Genomic DNA, 22560 nt, shown 5'->3' on the forward strand with positions numbered 1-22560 from the left:
GCTGCGCGGCACTTCGTGTCCGCTTCTCCTTCCCCCTACCGGGGGCAACACCTGAGGCCCGGCAAAGCCGGTTCCTCGGTGTTTCGCGAAGGGGCTTCGCTGCGCTTGCCTCGTCGGCTAGTTGGTTCCGAGGCGCGTTGACCGGCGCAGCGGCGGGTTCGCAATCGATGCGCCCGGCGCGCGGTCGACCAACGGTTCGCTCGCGCAGGTCGTGTTGCTCGAGATGCACAGCGCGCCCAGCAGGCCGTCTTCGGTCAGGACGTTCCGGCTCGGGGGGCCGAAGATGCGATCGATCCAGTTGTTGGCGCCGATGGGGTCGATGCGCAGTTCGCCGGTGGTGCGCGCCAGGCGCAACTCCGAAATGCGCAGGTCGAACACGCCGTCGATGTAGTCGAACAGCAGGGTGTAGTAGTCGAGCTGCGCATCGAGCACCTGGGGCAGGGTCTCGCGGCCGAACTCCATGAGGCGGCGGCGGCCGCGGAAGGCCTGGCCCGAGGTGCTGACAGCCTCCATCAACTGGCGCTCGCGTTCGCGGCCGGCCACAGTGCGGGACCATGACGACGCGGTGAGCTCCATCAGGTTGAGCTTCACGCCCTCCATCTTGGCTTCCTGGTTCGCCACTTCGGCCAGGGCACCCTTGAGCTTGAGCTGGCGGTCGAAGCCGTTGCCGAAGTTCCAGTTCAATTCAAACGCGGCGCGCGTGGGGTCTTGCGGCGACACGCCGCGCGGGTCCTTGCTCTTCACGACGACGGCGTCGAGCGTGGGGTACAGGCTGGCTTCGGTCTGATCGACCAGCGCACGCGCACGCGCCACGCGGCCCTGGGCTTCGGCCAGTTCGGTGCTGCGTGCTTCGGCGCGGCGCAGCGCTTCTTCCTGCGAGCCGATGCGCCAGTGCGTCGGCGCGGCGAGCACGGGCAGCGATTCGGGCGCGGGCGAAAACTTGAAGTAGTTGCGGAACTTGGCCAGCGCCTCGTCGCGCTGGGCCTCGAAGTCGGACTCGCGCGCGGCGACGAGGGCGCGGCGCGAGGCGGCCATGTTGAGGTCGTTGTCGCCGCTCACGCCGAGCGCCACGCGGCGTGCCTCGGCCTTCGACAGGTCGGCCACAACTTCGGTGGCGCGGTGTGCGATCTGTTTCTTCAGGTCGAAGCGCTGCACCTGCAGGTAGGCGGTGAGCGCGTCCAGCACCACTTTCTGCGAGGTGGTGGTGACAGCTTCGTCGTCGGCCTGGTTGCCGAATTCGGCGGCGCGTTGCGCCGCGCTCATGGCGCCGCCGTCGATCAGGCTCACGCGCGCTTCGGCGGTGAGCACGGTGTAGTTCTCGCTCTTCGCGTCCTTGGCGCCGCTGCTGTAGGTGCCCGACGACGTGCCGACCTTGAAGCGCGGGTAGCGCGCCATGCGGGCCGCGTCGACGCCGAAGCTGCTGGTGTTGGCCGCGGCCTGCGCGGTCAGCACTTCGGGGTATTCCTGCGACAGCGCGATGAGCGCCTGCTTCACGCGCTGTGCGTAGCTGGCGGCGCCAAGGGACGGTGGCGACAGGCGGCGCGACAATGCCAGCGCTGCAGGCGGCCCCTCCTGCTCCGGCGACGGTTGGGCATACGCGGTGGGCGGCAGCGCCATGCTGACGCACAAGGTCGCGCAGAGCACACCCGGGGCGATGCGCGCGCGCCGGCCCGGCAACACGGGCTTGCTCATGGTTCGCGGAAGGCTTCGCGCCGCAGTTTGAGCACAGGCCGCAGGATGTACCAGATGAACGGATCGGTCCCCACGCGCAGGTCGACTTCGGACTCCATGCCGGCGGTGATGCGGTTTTCCGGCCGCCCCACGTGCGACTGCGACATGCTGATGAGCAGCCGGTAGTACGGCGCGCCGCTGGCAATGGCGGCGTCGCGGTCGGCGTCGGCCGCCACGAGCTTGACCTTGCCGTCGACCGCGCCGTAGCGCAGGTAGTCGTAGGCGGTGATCTTCACGCGCGCCTCCTGCCCCACTTCGACAAAGCCGCGGTCGTTCGGGTTGAGGCGCGCCTCGACCATGATCTCGTCCTCGTCGGGCACCACCTCCAGGATGGATTCGCCGGGCTTCACGACCCAGCCGGCGCTGGAGCTGCGCAGGCCCTTCACGATGCCGTCGGCCGGCGCCTTCACCACCGTGCGCGAGCGCTGGGTGCGGGCGCGCGCGAGGTCTTCGCTCAGGCTGGCGAACTGGCGCTCGACGGTGGCGAGTTCGTCCGACGCGCGGCGGCGAAAGCGGCCCTCGGCCTCGGCCATCTTGGCCTGCGCCTCGGTGATGGCGGCCTGCGCCGAGATCACGCCCTGGCGCGCCACGGCGAGTTCGCTGCGCACGCCTTCGGCCTGGCGGCGCTTCTCGAGCACCTCGACCTGGCCGACGAGTTTTTCGCTCAGCAGCTGTTCGGAGATCTCCAGCTCTTTCTGCATCAGCGCGAGCCGGTCGTTCAGGCCCTTGGCCTTGGCCTGCTGTTCGAGCTGCTTGCTGCGCGCCTGCTCCAGGCCCGACACGGCGCCGGCCATGACGCCGCGCTGCTCGAGCGCGCGCGCCTGGTAGGCGCCGACCTCGCCTTCGAGCACGGCTTCGTCGATGTCGGCATCGAACGAATCACGCTTGAGCGGCTGGCCGCGGCTCTCGGCAATGAGCCGCACGCGCGTGGCCTGCGTGGCGGCATAGCGTGCGGTGAGCTCCTCGAAGTTCAGGCCGCTGCCGCCCAGGTCGATCTCGACCAGCGACTGGCCCTGCTTGACCTTGTCGCCTTCTTTCACGAGCACGTTGCTGACGATGCCGCCTTCCAGATGCTGGATCGACTTCACGCGGTCGGAGGGGATCACGCGGCCCGGTGCGACGACCACGGTTTCCATCGGAAAGCCGAGCCCCACCGCCGCCAGCATCGCGACCGCGCCGCCGATGATCCACTGGCGCCGCCGGCCTTGCGGCGTGGTCTGCGCCGCCTGTTTCTCGCTCTCGCCCTGAAGCACCTGCGGCAAGTCTGGTTTCAAAATCCCGTTCCCCTGTCTCTGTCTGTCAGTCGGTCGATCCGTGGCAACCACGAATCACGCATCGCGTGGCCTTCTTGCTCACGCCATCGAGCGCGAGGCGGCCGGGACACCTGCATTGTTGTTGCCGCTGCCGTCGTCGGTGGTGTCGCCCAGCGCCACCAGCGGCTTCTTCACGCCGAAGAGCTTGGGCACCATGACGGCGGCGGAGCCGATTTCCACATTGCCCTGGCCGGTGACGTGATAGACGGCGGAGGCCGCCGACACGATGCGCAGCGAGTGCGTGACCACGACCACGGTGCGCACCTTGGCCACCGCGAGCATGGTCGCGAGCAGGTTGCGCTCGCTTTGAAAGTCGAGGTCGTTGCTGGGCTCGTCGAGCACCAGCACCGAGGGCTTGCGCAGGAAGCTCATGGCCAGCGCGAGCTTGCGCCGCTCGCCGACCGAGAAGCCGGTGCCGCCCTCGCCCACCACGGTGCGGTAGCCGTCGGGCAGGCGCGAGATGAAGTCGTGCGCGCCCGAGAGCTTGCAGGCCGCGACGATCTGCTCGTCGCTCTGGCCCGGCGCGCCGCGGCGCATGGTGTCGACCAGCGGGCCGCCGAACCAGTACACCTCCTGCGAGAGATAACTGATCCAGCGCGACAGCTCTTCGCGGCCGAACTGCGACAGGTCGTACTCGCCGATGCTCACCACGCCGTGCGTGGGCGTGTACAGGCCCGACAGCAACTTCACGAGCGTCGACTTGCCCGCGCCGTTGCGCCCGACGATCACATGCAGGCCGCCAGGGCCGATGTCGAGGTCGACGTTTTCGAGCACGGGCTGCGGCGCGTCTTCGGTGAAGCTGAAGCTCACGTCTTTCAGCGTGACGCGGCCCAGCGGCTGCGGCAGCGCCATGCCGGTGGGCGCCTTCTCGACCGGCTCGCCGAGCACGGTCTCCAGGCGCTTGGCGGCTTCCTTGGCGGTGGCCAGCGCGCGCCAGTTCGACACCAGCCCGGCCACCGGCTGCAGCGCCTTCAGCGCGAGCATGTTGGAAGCAACGAGGCCGCCCACCGTCATCCACTGCTGCATGACGGCGATGGCGCCGACAGTGACGACGATCACCGAGAACACGGTGAGCAGCACGGTGGTGCCGTCGCGCGCGGTTTCGATCTGGCCGTTCTTGCCGAAGCTCTCGCTGAGCCAGGCGTTGTAGGTCTGCTGCCAGACCTCGATGGTCGGGCCGTCGTTGGACTGCGCCTTGAGCGTCTCGCGCGCATGGCAGATCTCGGAGGTGATGCGATCGAGCCCGCGCCCGCGCAGCACTTCTTCGACGCGACCGGCGCGCACTTCGTCGGCCCACCACCAGGCCAGGAACGCCATGATGGCCAGGAAGGCCGCCACCACGGGCAGCACCGGCAGCGCGACGATGCCGATCACGATCAGCGCGAAGATCGCCATCGGCAGGTCGAAGATCGATTGCGCGAGCCCGCCGGTGACGGTGCCGCGCACCGCGCCCACGTCGCGAAAGAACAGCTGCCAGGATGAGGCCGGCCGCGCCTCGAGCGCGCGCAGCGGCCGCCCGAGCATGGAGTGCAGCAGCGCGCCCGACACACCGTGATCGACGGTGGCACCCGCGTTGCGCAGCAGGCGCGAGCGGCGCGTGCGCAGCCAGAACTCGATGCACAGGAAGAACAGGATGCCGCTCACCAGCGCGGCGAGCGTGGAGACGCCGCTGCGCGAGAGCACGCGGTCATACACCTGCAGCAGGAAGATCGAAGGCAGCAGCCCGAACAGGCTGATGGGCAGCGACAGCCAGGCCGCGCTCTTGACGAGCGGGTAGGCCGCGCGAAACGCATCGTTCAGCGCACTGGCATACGGACTGGCGCCGGGGACTTCCGGCCTGTCGGCAACCAGCTGGCTGGGCAAGAGGAACTTGATCATGGAAAAAGACCGATCCGTCGGGCAACGACGCCTGCATCATTATCAACTGTTACCCGACTGTTACAAGGCAAAAATTCGCCTCTGACGCCTCTCAGCATCGGTGGGTGCGAACCTGCGCCGGACCGGTCGTTTCCGTGCCGCGCGCTGCTTGCGGCGCGGCGTTTTCCCTGAGCGTGCAATTCATCGTTTTGTGGGTGTGGCTGTGGGTGGCCGTGCGGCCGGATGAGCCCGGCAGGCCTTCGGCAAAAACCAGGGCGATGTTGGCGCACAGCAGCATCAGCAGCACCCAGGCGCACAGCAGCTGCAGCCAGCCCAGCCACCAGCGCCGCGGGGGTACCTCGCGTTCGGATTCATAGGGGATGTGGACCAATGCGTTCCATCTCATGGCAGTGCTTTCAAAACCCGGGCCAGCCGGGAAAGACCGACACCCGCGGAGCTTTTCGCCAGCACCCAGTCGCCTGGTTGCAGCAGCCCGCCGAGTGCGGTGGAGAGGTCGGACACATCGACAAACCAATGGGAGCGGACCTTGGTGCGGATGCGCGTGTGAAGCGCCCGCATCAAAGGTCCGCACAGGAGCACGCGGTCAGGTTGCGACGCCAGCAACTCGGCCTCCAGATCGAGGTGATGGCGTTGCGCCGCGGGCCCCAGCTCCTGCATGTCGCCCAGGATGGCCACCCGGCGCGCAGGCTCGCAGGGGGCTTGTGACAGCAACTCAAGCGCCGCCCGCATCGAACTCGGGTTGGCGTCGTAGGTTTCATCGATCAGCTTGAAGCTTCCGCCGCCGATGTGAATGGTGTGCAGCGCACCGCGTCCGCCCGGCGGCTCGAAGTGCGCAAAGGGTTCGACGGCGGCGGCCAGCGGCAGGCGCAGCGCCTGCAGCGCGGCCAGCGCGGCCACGGCGCTCGCGCCCATGTGGCGGCCCGGCGCGTTCAGGCGCAGCTGGAAGGGCTCGCCGGCCACCTCGGCCTGCACCTCGCCGTGGTCGAAGGCGAGCAGGCGCACGTCGGCGTCCTTGTGCTCGCCGTAGGTCACGATCTGCAGCTGGTGCGCCATGGCCGCTTCGGCGAAGGTGGCGAACTCGGGCATGTCGCGGTTGAGCACCACGCGGTCGCCCGCAGCCATGGCCTGGAACATGCGGCAATCCAGCCGCGCGGCAGCCTCCGACGGGCCGCGGTGCTTCTGCGATGCGGCCGACAGCCCCGTCACCACGATGAGCGAGGGCCGCATCAGCTGCGCCGAGGCCGGCATGTGCGAGGTACCCATCTCGAGCACCCAGTAGGCGGCATGGCGCGGCATGCAGGTGAGGTTCCACGCGATGCCCGACGGCAGGCTGATGTTGCCTTCGGGCTGCGCCACCTCGCCCCACACGGTGAGCGCGCCGGCCAGCATGGCGGCCACGGTGCTGCTGCCCGCGCCGCTGCCCAGCACGCCGCACACGCGGCCGGTGAACTCGGTGCGTGCGTGGTCGCCCAGCTCGAGCACGGCCTGCAGCACGTTGGCCACCTGCAGCACGGGCACGCGCTTGTCCAGGTGCGGCTTGGGGTCGGTGCACAGCACGGCCGCGGCCGGCTGCAGCACGCCCTTGAGCGTGACGGCGGCCAGCGGCGTCTTCGAGGGCCGGGCCTGGTGTTCGAACACGACGCGGCCCTTGCGCATGAAGGTGCGCTGGGTCACGCCGGTGGCGCGCCAGCCGTCCTCGGGCTTGACCACCCATTCGCCGCCGGTGACGCGCGCCATCTCGCTGGCGGTCCACACGGCGCCGTCGTCGCGCACGCCGCCACCACCGCCGCCGCCGGGACCCGCGCCGCCGGGCTGGCTGCGCCGGTCGAGCAGGTAGCGGTGGTAGGCCGCGAAGCCCGTCACGTACTGCTCGACGTCGTCGATGCGCACGCGGAACGAGTGGTGCCGCACGAAGAAGGCGCCGACGACCGTGGACGGCCGGCGGAAGTACATCGCCATCTCGGGCCAGAAGAAGCCGTTGAGCAGGTAGTGCGCGCGGTAGTCGAGCGCGCGGTAGAACTTCTCGGTGTCCAGCTCGTCGAGCAGGTGCCGCATGGCGGGCATGCTCTCCAGCCGCTGCAGCATCTGCTGCGCCGCCAGCATGAGGCTGAGCAGCGTGGGAAAGGTGGTCTTGCGATCGAGCACGAAGTCCAGGTAGCCCGCCACGTTCTGCAGCCCGAAACGGAAGTAGCGCTCCTGCGGGCTCCACTGCGTGAGCTCGTTCACGCAGCCGCTGAGCCAGTGGTCATGCGACTGCCAGTGCTGGCTCGCAATGAAGTGGTCGAAGGCTTTCTCGACCGCGGCCAGCCAGCGCGGATCGCGCGTGAGGCCGTACAGGCGCATGAGGCCGAAGGCCGCTTCGCCGTCGTAGAAGATGACGCGCGAGGCCTGCTTGAGCGACAGGTCGGCGGCGTGCAGCACGTGGTCGAAACGCCCGCTGGCCGGGTCCTGCAGCGCCACGATGCCCAGCGCGAGCTTCTCCAGCAGCGGCAGCCAGTGGCGCGTTTCCATCAGCTCGCAGTAGCGCACGAACATGCGCACGCAGGCCGCGTTGCCGCCCAGGCGGATCTCGCCGCCGGTGTCGACCAGGTAGGCCACCTCGCGGCCGTCGGGCAGCGTGTAGTCGCGGATCAGCGCGTCGGTGAGGTGGTCGATGGCGCGGTCGATGGCCGCGCGCAGCGTGTCGTCGCGCGTGAGCTCCCAGGCCTCGAGCATGGCGTGCACGGTGCCCGCATGGCGCATCGCGTCGTAGGTCGGGATGCGACGGTCGAAGCACGGGAAGTAGCCGTACACGAACAGGCCGTCGCTTTGCATCTGGCGCGCCAGGTACGACGAGCCGCTGCGCACCAGCTCGAGCACCGCCTGCGGGTTGAGCGCCGGCAGCTGGCGGCGACCCGCGTCGAGCCCCGTGCCCACGAGCTTGTGCACCACGCCGTCGGGCTGGCAGAACACGCCGACCGTGGCCAGCAGGTACACCGTGCGCTCGGACGACTCTTCCAGCGGCAGCGTGCGCTCGAAGCGCGCCTGCGCATAGACGTCGAAGTTGCGCACGTTCACCACCGAGTGCGCGATGGTCGAATCGCCGCACAGCATGGCGTTGGCGTTGAGTTCCTGCTCGGTGAAGGCGAAGCCGAAGTCCTGGTCGAAGGCCAGGCCGAGCCGGAAGTAGTTGCGCTTGACCGCGGTGAGCTGGGTCTTGAACTGCGTCCAGTCCATGGGACTGGCGCCCTCGACCCAGTCGATGCGCAGCCAGGGCGAGACGATGCCGCGCTCGCGCACCCATCGCTCGACGAGGTCGGCGCCTTCGCGCCAGGCGGTCTCGAAGTCGTCGGCCCGCGCATGCACGACGTGCGCACGCTGGGAGCCGTCGCTCACCGAGAAGAAGAGCGTGAAGGCCGGGTACGGGGCAGGCAACGCCGCGCACACGGACACCAGGCGCTCGTGGCAGGCGTGGAGCTGGTCTGAGAAGGACATCATTCGGCCCCGGTCGAATGCGGGCGAAGGCCGGTCGCGTCCGTCATCTGCTCTCGCTTGAATGACGTGATCGCGGACCGGAAACCGCCCGTGAAATCATCGCGTGCTCCCGATTCAGCGGTAGCTGAACTCGGCGCGACGATTGAGCTGATGGCCCTCCTCGGTGGTGGCAAGCGATGCGGGCTTTTCAATGCCCCAGCTGACGGCTTCGATGCGTTCGCCCGGCACGCCCATCTGCGTGAGCATGCGTTGCACGGCCTCGGCGCGGCGCTGGCCGAGCGCAAGGTTGTACTCGCGGCCGCCGCGCAGGTCGGTGTGGCCTTCGATCACGACCCGGCTCGCCGGCCGGTTGCGCATGTAGCCCGCGTGCGCCTCGACGATGCTGCGGTCGCCCGTCCTGACGTCGTATCGGTCGAAGTCGAAGTAGACGATCTTGGCCGGTGTGTTCGGCGGCGGCGGCGGGGGTGCCGGCTCCACCTTGGGCACTTCGCGCACGCTCTTGTTGGAGTAGTAGTAGGTCGCGTCGTCGCGGCCGCCCTTGGGAGGCACACCGCAGGCAGCGAGGCTTGCGCCCATTGCCACGAGGGCCAGTATCCGGAAATTCTTGTTCATGACGGTCCTTTCGCGGGACGGGCCGCTGACGGCCCGTCCCTGTCTGCTTGCTATCGAGGTTTCCCTTCCTCCTTCTTCGTGTCCTTGGATCAGCCCAGCAGGCCGTGCAGGATGTTCGTCACGGGTGCCAGGGCACCGCCGGCCGGGCTGCTGTGGTCGACCAGGCTGGTGATCGGGGTGAGCACGTTGTCGAGCACCGGAGCCACCGTGTGTTCGACCGTGTCCAGCACACCGGTCACGACCGCGGCCACCGGGGCTGCCGGGGTGCCGGCAAGGATGTCGGTCACCGGTTCGACCGCGTGGGCCACGGTGTCGACCACCGTCGAGACCACCGAGCCGGCCGAGCCGTCCAGGAGGCTCGTCACCGGTTCCAGGATGCCGGCCACCGGTTCGGCGCCACCCGTCAGGCCGCCGAGCAGGCCGCCCACGAGACCGTCGGCACCGAGCAGGCTGCCGACCAGGCCGTCGTCACCGAGGACGCCGCCGAGCAGACCGCCTTCGCCGCCGCCGAGCACGCCGCCCAGGAGGCCGCCGTCACCGCCGAGGACCCCACCGAGCAGGCCGTCGTCGCCCAGCACGCCATCGAGAAGGCCGCCGGCGTCGCCGCCGGTCACGCCGCCGAGGACACCGCCCAGCAGGCCGTCGTCGCCCAGCACGCCGTCGAGCAGGCCGCCAGCGTCGCCGCCGGTCACACCACCGAGGACACCACCCAGCAGGCCGTCGTCACCGAGGATGCCGTCGAGCAGGCCGCCAGCGTCGCCACCGGTCACGCCACCGAGGACACCACCCAGCAGGCCGTCGTCGCCGAGGATGCCGTCGAGCAGGCCGCCAGCATCGCCACCGGTCACGCCACCGAGGACACCGCCCAGCAGGCCGTCGTCGCCGAGGATGCCGTCGAGCAGGCCACCGGCGTCGCCGCCGGTCACGCCGCCGAGGACACCGCCCAGCAGGCCGTCGTCACCGAGGATGCCGTCGAGCAGGCCGCCAGCGTCGCCACCGGTCACGCCACCGAGGACACCGCCCAGCAGGCCGTCGTCGCCGAGGATGCCGCCGAGCAAGCCGCCGTCACCGCCGAGGACGCCACCCAGGAGGCCGTCATCACCCAGCACGCCGCCGAGCAGACCGCCGTCGCCACCGAGGACGCCGCCGAGCAGACCGCCGTCGCCACCGAGGACGCCGCCCAGCAGGCCGTCGTCACCGAGGATGCCGCCGAGCAAGCCGCCGTCACCACCGAGAACGCCACCCAGGAGGCCGTCGTCACCCAACACACCGCCGAGCAGGCCACCGTCACCGCCGAGGACGCCGCCCAAGAGGCCGTCATCACCCAACACACCGCCAAGCAGACCGCCGTCGCCGCCGAGGACACCACCCAGAAGGCCGTCGTCGCCGAGCACGCCGCCGAGCAGACCGCCTTCGCCGCCGAGCAAGCCGCCCAGCAGGCCGTCGTCGCCCAGCACGCCACCGAGCAGGCCACCTTCGCCGCCGAGGACACCACCCAGGAGGCCGCCCTCGCCGAGCAAGCCGCCCAGCAGGCCGTCGTCGCCCAGCACGCCACCGAGCAGGCCACCGTCGCCGCCGAGGACACCGCCCAGCAAGCCGCCGTCGCCACCCAGCACGCCACCCAGCAGGCCATCGCCACCGATCAGGTTGGCCACGCCGTCGGTCACGAAGTCGACCTGCGTGTCCACCGCGTTCAGCAGGCCGTTCGTCGCGCCGGCGCCGAGCAGCTGGTCGACCACCGGGCTGACCAGGCCGCCCACGCCGTCCGTCACGTCGTCGACGAGGCTGTCGGCCGGGTCGAGCACGTTCGGGTCGTTCGGCGTGAAGCTGGAACCGAGCACCGGGGCCAGCAGGCCGTCGACCGTGTCGGTCAGGCTGTCGGTCAGTTGCGAGACCGGGGCCAGCACGTCGCCCAGGCCGAGGTCGCCGAGCACGCCGTTGTTCAGGCCGTTCACCAGGCCGGCCACCACGCTGTCGGCCGGATCGAGCAGGGCAGCGCCGGTGCCGGGGGTGCCGCCACCGCCGATGCCGCCGAGCACGCCGCCCAGCAGACCGCCGACGAGGCCTTCTTCACCGAGCAGGCCGCCCACGGGGCCGTCTTCGCCCAGCAGGCCACCGACCACGCCGTCCGGTCCGAGCAGGCCGCCGACACCGTCGCCACCGAGCAGGCCACCCAGCGGGCCGTTGTCGCCCAGCAGGCCGCCGAGCAGGCCGTCGTCGCCGAGCAGGCCGCCGATGGGGCCGGTGCCGCCGAGCAGACCGCCGACCAGGCCGTTGTCGCCGAGCACGCCGCCCAGCACGCCGTCGCCGCCGAGCAGGCCGCCGATGGGGCCGGCATCGCCGAGCAGGCCACCGACCAGGCCGTCGTCACCCAGCAAGCCGCCCAACGGGCCGTCGCTGCCGAGCACACCGCCCAGCAAGCCGTCGTCGCTCAGCAGGCCGCCGACCAGGCCGTCGTTGCCGAGCAGGCCGCCGATGGGACCGCCTTCGCCGATGACACCGCCGAGCAGGCCGCCCAGCAGGCCGTCGTCGCCGCCGAGCAGGCCGCCCAGCGGGCTGTCGGCGAGCAGGCCGGAGATCGCGCCGTCCTGGCCGAGCAGGTTGTCGATGAGGCCGCCCTGGCCGAGCAGTTCACCGGTGAGGCCTTCCGAGCCGGCCAGGCCGGCCAGTGCGCCGTCGCCGCCGAGCAGGCCGCCCACGAGGCCGTTGTCGCCCAGCAGGCCGCCGATCGCGCCGTCGTCGCCGAGCAGACCGCCCAGCAGGCCGTCCGCGCCGAGCAGGCCGCCGGTCAGGTTGCCGACGGCGCCGTCGCCGAGCAGGCCGCCGACCAGGCCGTCTTCGCCGAGCACGGTGTCGAGCAGGCCGCCGACGGCGGTGTCTTCACCCAGCAGGCCGCCGACCAGGCCGTCCGGTGCCAGCAGGCCACCGACCAGGCCGTCTTCGGCCAGCACGCCAGCCACGAGGCTGCCTTCGCCGAGCACGTTCTCGAGCAGGCCGCCCAGCGCGCCGTCGTCGCCCAGCAGCTGGTCGGTGACGCCGCCCAGGCCGAGGGCGTCGGTGAGGCCGCTGACGATGCCGTTGTCGCCGACGAGGTTCTCGAGCCCGTTGTTGAGCGCGTCGGTCACGTAGTCGACCTGGCCGAGCAGGCCGTCCAGGATGGCACCGGCGGCGCCGGCACCGAGCAGCGGATCGAGCACCGGGCTCAGCGCTTCGCCGAGCGGGTCGGTGATGCTGCCGACGGTGTCGTCGATCGGGTCGAGCTGGTTCGGGTTGTTGGCCTGGAACTCTTCGCCGAGCAGCGGAGCGAGCACGTCGTCGACGACGTCGGTCAGGTCATCCACCACCCCCGCCACCGGGGTCAGTGAGCCACCAAGGCCGAGCGCGTCATCCAGGCCGTCGACCACGCCACCCACGATACCGTCGGCTGGGTCGAGGAGGTGGTCGGCGTCTGCGTCGGAGTCGGAATCGCTGTCCGAGTCGGAGTCGCTATCCGAGTCCGAATCAGAGTCGCTGTCCGAGTCAGAGTCTGAATCCGAGTCACTGTCCGAGTCGGAATCAGAGTCGCTATCCGAGTCGGAGTCGCTGTCCGAATCCGAATCCGAGTCAGAGTCCGAATCAGAGTCGCTGTCCGAATCCGAGTCGCTATCGCTATCGCTATCGCTGTCGGAGTCGCTGTCCGAGTCGGAGTCAGAGTCCGAATCGCTGTCCGAGTCCGAATCGGAATCCGAGTCGCTATCCGAATCCGAATCCGAATCCGAATCCGAGTCAGAGTCAGAGTCAGAGTCAGAGTCAGAGTCAGAGTCGCTGTCCGAATCCGAGTCGCTGTCAGAGTCCGAGTCGGAATCCGAGTCCGAGTCCGAATCAGCGTCCGCATCGGACTCACCGCCCGGGCCGCCCACGAACAGCGGGAAGCCGGTGGTGCCACCGTCGCCGCCACCGCCGCTCAGTGCAGCACCCAGCGCCGCGGCGCCCAGGGCGCCCAGCGCGAATTCACCGAGGCCGATGCCGCTGCCGGCCGCGGTCTTCTTGGTCACTGCCAGGGCGGCCGCATCGGCGTCGCTGTCCGGCGGGGTCACCTGCAGGTCGCCCGAGGCGACGTCCACATTCACTTGTTCGAGGCCGCCGGGCAGCTTGGTCGAACCGATGGTCGCATCGGTGCCGCCGGTGAAGACGCCGGCCAGCGGCGCCTTGTTGGAGGCCGATCCGGGGAACAGCACGTTGGCCTGGCCGCCGTCCGGCACGATCACGCGGTCGCCGGCCATCAGGGTCTGATTGCCGTCCACCGGAATGCGGACACCCTCGCGCATCACTGCAACGCCGGGCGTAGCATTGGACAATGTGCCCACGCTGGGCGACGCCACGGCCGCAGGCGCGGCGGAGGCGCCGGCGCTGATGCCCGGCGTGCCGAGCGGCGTGACGGTGGCTTGGGCGAGAACCACGGGCGCGCCAGTGGCGGCGAGCCCTTCGGTCGAAACGGTCGATGCTTGTGGAGCGGTCATGGCAGCCTCTGTGACAAAAGATGCATCTACAGGGGCAACTTGCGTGCCGCTTTTCCGCCGCCGTGCCAACGCCGCGCCATCGGCGCTTCAAGTGATTGATTTGTATGGATATTTTTCTGAAAACCGCGCAGCGCACCGACCTCCGAAACAGCCCGTAAGGAGGTCAATTCGCGATTCGTTACGTAACGATGTAACGCCTCGTACCCGGAACGCCGGGCATGTCGCGCGCACTTTCCACAGCCCTGGCGCCCACGCCGCGCCACCCGCTTTTTCTCTTTCCTTCTTCTCTCTTCTATATATGTTCAATCCCTCCCAGGAAGACGTGCGCCGCTTCTTCTGCGACGTGTACGCCAAGCACCGGCAGGGCCTGCCGATGGAGCCGCTGGAGACCATCGCGGCCGGCTGGATCGACGAGCACCCCGAGTACCACGAGGACCTGATCGACGCCGACGCGGCCGTGGCGCGGGTCTACGACGGATCGAACGGCCGCGAGAACCCGTTCCTGCATCTGTCGATGCACCTGTCGATCAGCGAGCAGTGCTCCATCGACCAGCCGCGCGGCATCCGCCAGGCCGTCGAGCTGCTGGCCGCGCGCCGCGGCTCGCTGCTGCATGCGCACCACGAGGCGATGGATTGCCTGGGCCAGATGATGTGGGAGAGCCAGCGCGCGGGGCGCCCACCGGATGGCGATGGCTATGTGGCCTGCGTGCAGCGCCGGGCCACGAAGGACTGACGAACCCTCAGCCGGTCGCGCGCGGGGTGGTTCCCTTTCGCGCCGGCAATGCGCCTTGCGCTTTCGCCGCTTCGCGCAGCAGCCCCGCCATCGCGGCGCGCAGCGGCGACGGCTCGGCCTCGCTGCGCTGCAGGAGGCCGACCGGCTCCTCGGTGCCGGTGGTATCGATCGGCAGCCGCACCAGGCGGCCGTCGGCCAGCTCGCTGCGGGCAGCGCCCAGCGGCGTGATCCACACCGCGTCCGACACCGCCACCAGCGCGCGCGCCACCGCCACGTCGAGCGTCTGCAGGGCATTGCGCGGCAGCGCCAGGCCGCGCGCCGACAGGAAGCTCTCGGTGTTGTGGCGCGGGATCGTGCCCTCGCCGTACACCACCAGCGGATAGTCGAGCACCGCCTGCACCGGCGCCGGCTTGAGCGCAAGCGGATGGCCGGCGCGCACGGCGAACACCAGCGGCTCGGTGTGCAGCAGCTCGAAGCTCAGGCCGCCCATCAGGCGCGGGTCGCTCATGCGGCCGACCACGAGGTCGAGTTCGCCGGCGCGCAGCTCGTCGAGCAGCACGGCGTTGGCCGCGCTCTTCACCAGGATCTGCACCGCCGGCCAGCCCTCGCGCAGCCGCGCCAGCGCCACCGGCAGCAGCGCGGGCGCCACGCTGGGCAAGGCGCCGATGCGCAGGCGCTCGATGCGCCCGCCCGCGGCCGGCGCCACGGCCTGGGCGCTGGCGTCGAGCGCTTCGAGCACGCGCAGGGCGTGGACCAGCAGCTGTTCGCCGGCCGGTGTGAGGCCCTGCACGCCACGGCGGCCGGCCTGGCTGCGTTCCACCAGCCGGGTGCCGACCACGGCCTCGAGTTCCGACAGCGTCTTGGACACCGCCGGCTGGCTCAGCGCCAGCCGCTCGGCCGCGCGCGCCAGGTGGCGCTCCTGGGCGACCGCGACGAAGGCGCGCAGGTGCCGCAGCTGCACGTTGCGCACGAAATCCTGGCGAAGCTCGGCGGGAGACTTTTTCAATGCCTTCTGGTTATTGAAACTGGAACAATCTTCAATTTACATCATTGATCACGACTTCTACAGTGCGGGCTTCGGATTCGTCCCACGACAGGAGACAACGTACATGACCAAGACCAGCGGCGTTCAGCCCACCCTCACCCCGCGCGACTGGGACGCCCACCCCAGCTACATCTACCCCGGCTACAAGTCGACCGGCAAGCGCGGCCCGCAGAAGCCGCTCATTCCGCTGAAGGCCTCGCTCGGAGAGCTGCAGCAGCCGGTGTACGGCCACGACAGCATCGGCGAGTTCGACCACGACCTCACGCGCAACGCGCGCGTCAACGGCGAGCCGCTGGGCGAACGCATGATCCTCACCGGCCAGGTGCTCGACGAGCGCCGCCGCCCGGTGGCCAACACGCTGGTCGAGCTGTGGCAGGCCAACGCCTCGGGCCGTTACGTGCACAAGGTCGACCAGCACGACGCCCCGCTGGACCCCAACTTCCTGGGCGCGGGCCGCTGCCTGACCGACAGCGAAGGCCGCTACCGCTTCCTCACCATCAAGCCCGGCGCGTATCCCTGGGGCAACCACCCGAACGCCTGGCGCCCGCAGCACATCCACCTGTCGCTGTTCGGCCAGAGCTTTGCCAGCCGCCTCGTGACGCAGATGTACTTCCCCGGCGACCCACTGCTGCAGTACGACCCGATGGTCACCGGCACGCCCGAGCGCTACCGCAACCGCCTCATTGCCGACTTCAGCCTCGACATCACCGAGGAAGGCTACGCCCTGGGCTACCAGTTCGACATGGTGCTGCGCGGCGCCGATGAAACGCCGTTCGAGAACCGCTGAAAGGAATTCCCCATGCCATTGATGACCGCACAGGAAGCCGACTTCGGCCAGACCCCCTCGCAGACCGTGGGCCCCTACTTCGCCTACGGCCTCACCGCCACGCAGTACGGCTACAACTTCAACCAGCCCTTCGACGCCGTGCTGGCGCTGGACACCGCCAGCGGCCAGCGCATCCGCCTGGAAGGCCGCGTGATCGACGGCGACGGCAACCCGATCAACGACGCGCTGGTCGAGATCAGCCAGCCCGACGGCGAAGGCCGCTACCCGCAGACGCCCGACGAGGCGCGCGCCCTGGGCTTTCGCGCCTTCGGCCGCGTCGGCACGGGCACCGACGCGCAGAACCGCTTCGTGTTCCACACCGTCAAGCCCGGCGCCGAAACGCCCGGCGAAGCCCCGCACATCAACGTGATCGTGCTCATGCGTGGCCTGCTGCTGCATGCCTTCACGCGCGTGTACTTCAGCGACGAGGCCGAGGCCAACGCGAAGGACGCCGTGCTGCAGAGCGTGCCGGCCGATCGCCGCCACACGCTGATCGCCGAGCGCGTGGAACAAGGCGGCGCGGTGACGTACCGCTTCGACATCCGCATGCAAGGCGCGGACGAGACGGCCTTCTTCGACGTCTGACCCCCGGGAAAATCCGGACGAAAAAAAGCCCGCATCAGCGGGCTTTTTCTTTGGAGCACCAGTCTTGCGGACTGGCCCGGCTTACTGAGGCGCGTGATGCAGGCGCGATTCAGGCACGACCTTCAGTTCGCCTGGCAGCGAGCTGATGTAGGTGGCCAGCGTCTTCAGCTCGGCGTTGGTGAACTTCTTGGGTTCGACCTGCGCGGCCATCACGGCGTTCGAACGGCCCAGGTGGGGGTTGTTCTTCACGCGGTACGACTTCAGCGCCACGAACAGGTAGTCGGCGTGCTGGCCGGCCAGCTTGGGCACGGTGCCGTCGTTCGGCGTGTTGAAGTTGGCGCCGTGGCACTTGGTGCAGCTGTTGTCCTTGTCGCGCGCGATGAGCGCCTGGACGTTCTCGGACGCGGCCTTGGCCGGTGTGGCCGCAGGCGCGTCGCCTTCCTTCACGCCCAACTGGCTGTAGTAGGCCGAGAGGTCGGCGATGTCCTGTTCGGTGAGGCTGTCGGCGATGGCACGCATCGTCGGGTGCTTGCGGTCACCGCCCTTGTATGCGGTGAGCGCGGCCGAGATGTAGGTGGCGCTCTGGCCCGCGATCATCGGGACCTTGTGGATCTCGGGGAAGCTCGCCTGGTAGCCGATGATGCCGTGGCAACCCACGCACATCTGGACCTTCTTGGCTCCGTCCTGGGCCTTGCCAGTGACTTGTTGGGCTTGGGCCGAGACCGTCACGCAAGCGACAGCAAGGGCAAACATCGTGGTCAACAACTTGTTCATTTTGCGCGCACAATCTCGTGGAGATACAGTTTTTCGAATCAACATTCGATTATATGCAAGGGTCCCACGGGAACCTCGCGCGGGCTGCACATGAGACTGCGCAATGCAGATCGAGTGTGTTCTTTTCTCCACCCTGCCTCCGCTCCACTCATGAAATTCAAGGGCTCAGACAACTACGTCGCCACTCAGGACCTGATGCTGGCGGTCAATGCGGCCATCACACTCCAGCGCCCCCTGCTCGTCAAGGGCGAGCCCGGCACCGGCAAGACCATGCTGGCCGAGGAAGTGGCGCAAGCGCTCGACATGCCGCTGCTGCAGTGGCACATCAAGTCGACCACCAAGGCGCAACAGGGCCTGTATGAATACGACGCCGTGAGCCGCCTGCGCGACTCGCAACTCGCCGATGTGGACGGCGGCCAGCGCGTCAAGGACATCCAGAACTACATCGTCAAGGGCGTGCTGTGGCAGGCCTTCACGGCCGACAAGCCGGTCGCGCTGCTGATCGACGAGATCGACAAGGCCGACATCGAATTCCCGAACGACCTGCTGCGCGAAATCGACCGCATGGAGTTCTACTGCTACGAGACGCGCGAACTCATCCGCGCCAAGCACCGTCCGCTGGTGTTCATCACCTCGAACAACGAGAAGGAACTGCCCGACGCCTTCCTGCGCCGCTGCTTCTTCCACTACATCAAGTTCCCCGATGCCGAGACGATGAAGCACATCGTCGCCGTGCACTTCCCGGGCCTGAAGCAGGAGCTGCTCACGTCCGCGATGAAGACCTTCTACGACGTGCGCAACCTGCCCGGCCTGAAGAAGAAGCCCTCGACCTCCGAGCTGCTCGACTGGCTCAAGCTGCTGGTGGCCGAAGACATTCCTCTCGAAGCCCTGCAGAGCAAGGACGACAAGGTCGCCGTGCCGCCGCTGGTGGGCGCGCTGCTCAAGAACGAGCAGGACGTGACCCTGTTCGAGAAGCTCGTCTTCATGCAACGCAACAACCGCTAGGCCATGAGCCGGCAACCGCATTCCACCAGACAGCTGATGAAGCTGGGCATCGCCCAGGCGGTGCTGTTCGTGGTGGGCGCGCTGATCGGGCGCGGGATCGGGCTCTTGCTCGGGCTCGACGCCTTCGGCACCGACAGCAAGTACGGCACGCGCGAGATCGTCGGCATTGCGCTGATCGGCCTGGGCGGCGGCGCCGGTGCACAGGCCGCGCGTGCGTGGTACGTGCACAAGTACGGCGACCCGCGCGGCTGAGCCCCAGATCCACCGAGACCTGTACGGAGACACGGAGAGTTTGCACATGGCGTTCGTCGAACCCGTCACGCTGAAGGCCCGCGGCCTCGCGCTGGTGCCGCTGGCACTCACCCACGAAGACGGCCTGCGCGCCGCGGCCGCCGACGGCGCGCTGTGGAAGCTGCGCGTCACCTCCGTGCCCGAGCCGCAGGACACGCGCGCCTACATCGAGACCGCCCTCAAGACGGCCGACCGCTTCGCCTTCGCCGTCACCGACGAAGCCACCGGCACCGTGCTGGGCAGCACGAGCTTTCACGACATCCTTCCGGGCGTGAAGCGCGTCGAGATCGGCTACACCTGGTACGCCGAGCGCTGCCAGCGCACCCACGTCAACACCACCTGCAAGCTCTTGATGCTCACGCACGCGTTCGACACGCTGGGCTGCAACGTGGTGGGCTGGCGCACCGACAACTTCAACTTCGCCTCGCAGCGCGCCATCGAGCGCCTGGGTGCGAAGAAAGACGGCGTGATCCGCGGCCACGTGATGCGCCGCGACGGCACCATCCGCGACACCGTCATGTACAGCCTGCGCGCGGGCGAATGGCCCGAGGTGAAGGCCCAGCTGCAGTACCTGCTCGACAAGCCGCGCGGCTGAACGAAACACAAGGAGCGCTCCATGCTCATCGACTTCTTCTACACCCTGCGTTCGGCCAAGCTGCCGGTGTCGGTCAAGGAATACCTCACGCTGCTCGAGGCGCTCAAGTCCGACGTGGTGGGCCCGAACTCCGACGGTGCCTACGGCATCGACGACTTCTACTACCTCTCGCGCACCGCGCTCGTGAAGGACGAGAAGCACTACGACAAGTTCGACCGCGCCTTCGCCGCCTACTTCAAGGGCGTCGAGATGCTCACCGACTTCACCAAGGAAGTGCCGCTCGACTGGCTCAAGAAGACGCTCGAGCGCGAGTTCACCGCCGAAGAGAAAGCCAAGATCGAGAAGATGGGCTGGGACGAGCTCATGGAAACGCTCAAGAAGCGTTTCGAAGAGCAGAAAGAGCGCCACGAAGGCGGCAGCAAGTGGATCGGCACCGGCGGCACCTCGCCCTTCGGCAACGGCGGCTACAACCCGCAGGGCATCCGCATCGGCGGCGCCGGCAAGAACCGCAGCGCCGTGAAGGTGTGGGACCAGCGCGCCTACAAGGACTACGACGACACGCAGGAACTGGGCACGCGCAACATCAAGGTCGCGCTGCGCCGGCTGCGCAAGTTCGCGCGCGAAGGCCACGAGGAAGAGCTGGACCTGGACAACACCATCCACTCGACCGCCGCCAACGCCGGCTACCTCGACATCAAGATGCGGCCCGAGCGCCACAACAACGTCAAGGTGCTGCTGCTGATGGACGTGGGCGGCACGATGGACGAGCACATCCAGCGCGTCGAAGAACTGTTCTCGGCCGTGAAGACCGAGTTCAAGCACCTGGAGTTCTACTACTTCCACAACTGCGTCTACGACTTCATGTGGAAGAACAACAAGCGCCGCTTCTCCGAGAAGTTCGCGACCTGGGACATCCTGCGCAAGTACAACAAAGACTACAAGCTGATCTTCGTGGGCGACGCCACGATGAGTCCTTACGAAATCTTGCAACCTGGCGGCAGCGTCGAATACAACAACGAAGAAGCCGGCGCCGAGTGGATCCAGCGCCTCACGCACACCTTCCCCAAGTTCGCCTGGATCAACCCAGAGCCCCAGGGCGTGTGGCAGTACCGCCAGAGCATCGCGGTGATGCAGCAGCTCATGTCCAACCGCATGTACCCGCTCACGCTGCGCGGCCTCGAAGAGGCGATGCGCATGCTGTCCAAGTAACCCGCGGCCCCGCACAAGTGGGGGGCAGCCGCCACACGGGTGCTGTCAGAATGCCGCCATGGTCAGGGTGGCATCCGTTCTTTCGCCGGCGTTGTGGCCGGCTTTGCTTTTTTCCGGCGTCCTGCTTTTGCAAGGCTGCAGCCTGCTGCCTAAAAAAGAGGCGGCGGACACGGGCGCGTCCACCGCGGGCGTGGTGCGCAGCGGCGACAGCAACGGCGACACCGCCAAGGACGACGACAAGGCCAAGGCCGACGGCCGGCGCAACGCCTTCACGGTCGACGTGCGCGGCCCCGAAACCGAGCGCGACTACCTCGCGCGCCACCTCGAAATCCAGCGCTACCGCGAGCTCGACGACCTGGGCGTGACCGAGGTCTCGCGCCTCATGGTCGCGGCCGAGGCCAATGCGCGCGAGCTGCTGGGCACGCTGGGCTACTTCACGCCCACGCTCACGCTCGAACTCAACGAAACGCCCGACAGCACCGAGGCCCCGCGCGAGGTCGTCATCACCGTGGCGCCCGGCGAGCGAACGAAAGTGTCGACCGTGCAGATCCGCTACGCCGGCCAGATCGCCAACGACCCCAGCGCCGAAGCGCAGCGCGACGCCATCCGCACCGGCTGGGCGCTGCGCGCCGGCGAGCCCTTCACGCAAGGCGCCTGGGACGACGCCAAGACCACCGCGCTGCGCAGCCTCACGGCCAAGCGCTTTCCCACCGGCAGCGTGGAAATCAGCCGCGCCGAGATCGACGCCGACCGCCACGAGGCCCGCCTCGGCGTGACCTACCAGTCGGGCCCTGCCTACAAGTTCGGCCCGCTGGTGCTGCGCGGCGTGGAGCGCTACGACGCCGACGCCGCGCGCCGCATCGCGCGCCTGCCCACCGGCACCGACTACGACCAGCAGAAGCTGCTCGACGCCCAGCAGCGCCTGGCCAGCAGCGGCTACTACGACTCGGTGTTCCTCACGCTCGACACCGACAGCCACACGCCGCTGGCCGCGCCCGTGATCGCGCAGCTGCGCGAGGCGCCGCTGCAGAAGGTGGTGATGGGCGTGGGCTTCACCACCGACAACGGCCCGCGCCTGTCGATCGACCACACCCACAACCGCATGCCGCTGCTCGGCTGGCGCGCGGTGTCGCGGCTCTCGCTGGACAACGACATCCAGTCGCTGGGCACCGAGTGGAACGCCGTGCCCGACGACCGCGGTTGGCGCTGGTTCGCCGGCGGCGAACTCAAGAGCGAGCAGTCGGGCAGCTACGTGGTCGACAGCGGCCGGCTGCGCGGCGGGCGCAACAAGTCGAGCGACCACATCGACCGCAGCTACTTCCTGCAGTACGACTACGCCCACAACCGCGGCACCGACGCGCCGCCCTCGGCCTCGGCCGTCACCGCCAACTGGGGCTGGACCGGGCGCTACTTCGACGACAACTCGGCGCCCTCGCGCGGCTACGGCCTGGCGCTCGAAATGGCCGCGGGCTACACGCTCACCGGCCAGCAGGTGCCCTTCACGCGCACCTACGCGCGCTTTCTCGGCGTGCTGCCGCTGGGCGCGGCCGACGACAGGAACGCCCGCGCGCGCCGCAGCCGGCTGCAGATGCGCCTGGAGGTCGGTGCCGTCGCGGCCAAGGACAGCGCGCAGATCCCGTCCACGTTGATGTTCCTCACCGGCGGCGACACCACCGTGCGCGGCTACAGCTACAAGCAGATCGGCACCGTGCGCGCCGACGGCAAGACCGTGTCGGGCCGCTACCTCGGCGTGGCCAGCCTCGAATGGCAGCGCCCCTTCGTCTACAAGGACAAGCTCACCGAATGGGAGAGCGTGGTGTTCGTGGATGCCGGCGCCGTGGCCGACAAGCCCGGCGAGCTCAAGCCCAAGGTCGGCGTGGGCGTCGGCGCGCGCTGGCGCAGCCCGGTCGGCCCGGTGCAGGCCGACCTGGCCTACGGCGTCGACTCGAAGAAATTCCGCCTGCACTTCCGTCTCGGCTTCACCTTCTGA

17 protein-coding genes are annotated in these 22560 nt (G+C 68.8%); 8 read left to right on the top strand and 9 right to left on the bottom strand.

What is annotated here, in order from left to right; translation table 11 throughout:
* Nucleotides 1-117 precede the first annotated feature (117 nt).
* The 7 genes from VHAB30_RS27535 to VHAB30_RS27565 all read right to left on the bottom strand — a co-directional run bounded on the left by VHAB30_RS27535 (nt 118) and on the right by VHAB30_RS27565 (nt 13507).
* Nucleotides 118-1692 carry a TolC family protein gene (locus VHAB30_RS27535; protein WP_159279299.1) on the bottom strand — a complete coding sequence of 525 codons (1575 nt, stop codon included), beginning with the start codon at nt 1690-1692 and terminating at the stop codon, nt 118-120.
* Nucleotides 1689-2984, bottom strand: a complete 1296-nt coding sequence (locus tag VHAB30_RS27540; protein WP_235926961.1) for an HlyD family type I secretion periplasmic adaptor subunit — start codon at nt 2982-2984, stop codon at nt 1689-1691. Before VHAB30_RS27540 ends, VHAB30_RS27535 begins: the two co-directional genes overlap by 4 nt.
* A 99-nt stretch (nt 2985-3083) precedes the next feature.
* Nucleotides 3084-4922 carry a peptidase domain-containing ABC transporter gene (locus tag VHAB30_RS27545; RefSeq protein WP_159279301.1) on the bottom strand — a complete coding sequence of 613 codons (1839 nt, stop codon included), beginning with the start codon at nt 4920-4922 and terminating at the stop codon, nt 3084-3086.
* A 91-nt stretch (nt 4923-5013) separates the two neighbouring features.
* On the bottom strand, nt 5014-5292 hold the full coding sequence (locus VHAB30_RS27550) for a hypothetical protein (protein ID WP_174250300.1): 279 nt from the start codon (nt 5290-5292) through the stop codon (nt 5014-5016).
* 11 nt (nt 5293-5303) lie between these two features.
* Nucleotides 5304-8399 (bottom strand): glutamate ligase domain-containing protein, encoded by a 3096-nt coding sequence (locus VHAB30_RS27555; RefSeq protein WP_095746759.1) that lies wholly within the window; start codon nt 8397-8399, stop codon nt 5304-5306.
* A gap of 111 nt (nt 8400-8510) precedes the next feature.
* Nucleotides 8511-9008, bottom strand: coding sequence for an OmpA family protein (locus VHAB30_RS27560; protein ID WP_062479666.1), 498 nt, complete (start codon nt 9006-9008; stop codon nt 8511-8513).
* Between the two features lie 89 nt (nt 9009-9097).
* Entirely contained in the window at nt 9098-13507 is a 4410-nt protein-coding gene (locus tag VHAB30_RS27565; RefSeq protein WP_235926941.1) for a hypothetical protein, read from the bottom strand.
* Between the two features lie 298 nt (nt 13508-13805).
* Here VHAB30_RS27565 and VHAB30_RS27570 point away from each other — a divergent pair, with 298 nt between their 5' ends.
* Complete coding sequence (locus tag VHAB30_RS27570; RefSeq protein WP_062482964.1) at nt 13806-14240, top strand: DUF1841 family protein; 435 nt, start codon at nt 13806-13808, stop codon at nt 14238-14240.
* A 7-nt stretch (nt 14241-14247) separates the two neighbouring features.
* Here VHAB30_RS27570 and VHAB30_RS27575 read toward each other — a convergent pair whose 3' ends face one another.
* Entirely contained in the window at nt 14248-15246 is a 999-nt protein-coding gene (locus VHAB30_RS27575) for a LysR substrate-binding domain-containing protein (protein ID WP_235926942.1), read from the bottom strand.
* Nucleotides 15247-15349: 103 nt separating this feature from the next.
* Between VHAB30_RS27575 and pcaH the strand changes: the two genes are divergently transcribed.
* Nucleotides 15350-16072 (top strand): protocatechuate 3,4-dioxygenase subunit beta, encoded by a 723-nt coding sequence (gene pcaH, locus VHAB30_RS27580; RefSeq protein ID WP_062482599.1) that lies wholly within the window; start codon nt 15350-15352, stop codon nt 16070-16072.
* A gap of 12 nt (nt 16073-16084) precedes the next feature.
* On the top strand, nt 16085-16696 hold the full coding sequence (gene pcaG, locus VHAB30_RS27585) for a protocatechuate 3,4-dioxygenase subunit alpha (protein WP_159279303.1): 612 nt from the start codon (nt 16085-16087) through the stop codon (nt 16694-16696).
* 81 nt (nt 16697-16777) lie between these two features.
* On the opposite strand, the gene VHAB30_RS27590 is transcribed toward pcaG, so the two are convergent.
* A complete protein-coding gene (locus VHAB30_RS27590) occupies nt 16778-17470 on the bottom strand; it encodes a c-type cytochrome (protein WP_070062690.1) in 693 nt (230 codons plus the stop codon).
* Between the two features lie 150 nt (nt 17471-17620).
* On the opposite strand from VHAB30_RS27590, the gene VHAB30_RS27595 reads away from it, so the two are divergent.
* The 5 genes from VHAB30_RS27595 to VHAB30_RS27615 are packed head-to-tail and all read left to right on the top strand — an operon-like array spanning nt 17621 to nt 22560.
* Nucleotides 17621-18475, top strand: coding sequence for an AAA family ATPase (locus tag VHAB30_RS27595; protein ID WP_095746764.1), 855 nt, complete (start codon nt 17621-17623; stop codon nt 18473-18475).
* Nucleotides 18476-18511: 36 nt separating this feature from the next.
* Complete coding sequence (locus VHAB30_RS27600; protein ID WP_235926943.1) at nt 18512-18727, top strand: hypothetical protein; 216 nt, start codon at nt 18512-18514, stop codon at nt 18725-18727.
* Between the two features lie 46 nt (nt 18728-18773).
* Complete coding sequence (locus VHAB30_RS27605; RefSeq protein ID WP_159279305.1) at nt 18774-19361, top strand: GNAT family N-acetyltransferase; 588 nt, start codon at nt 18774-18776, stop codon at nt 19359-19361.
* Between the two features lie 21 nt (nt 19362-19382).
* Complete coding sequence (locus tag VHAB30_RS27610) at nt 19383-20570, top strand: vWA domain-containing protein (protein WP_062482585.1); 1188 nt, start codon at nt 19383-19385, stop codon at nt 20568-20570.
* Nucleotides 20571-20628: 58 nt separating this feature from the next.
* Nucleotides 20629-22560, top strand: a complete 1932-nt coding sequence (locus VHAB30_RS27615; RefSeq protein WP_159279306.1) for an autotransporter assembly complex protein TamA — start codon at nt 20629-20631, stop codon at nt 22558-22560.

Source organism: Variovorax boronicumulans, from assembly GCF_009811375.1.
Classification (GTDB): domain Bacteria; phylum Pseudomonadota; class Gammaproteobacteria; order Burkholderiales; family Burkholderiaceae_C; genus Variovorax; species Variovorax boronicumulans.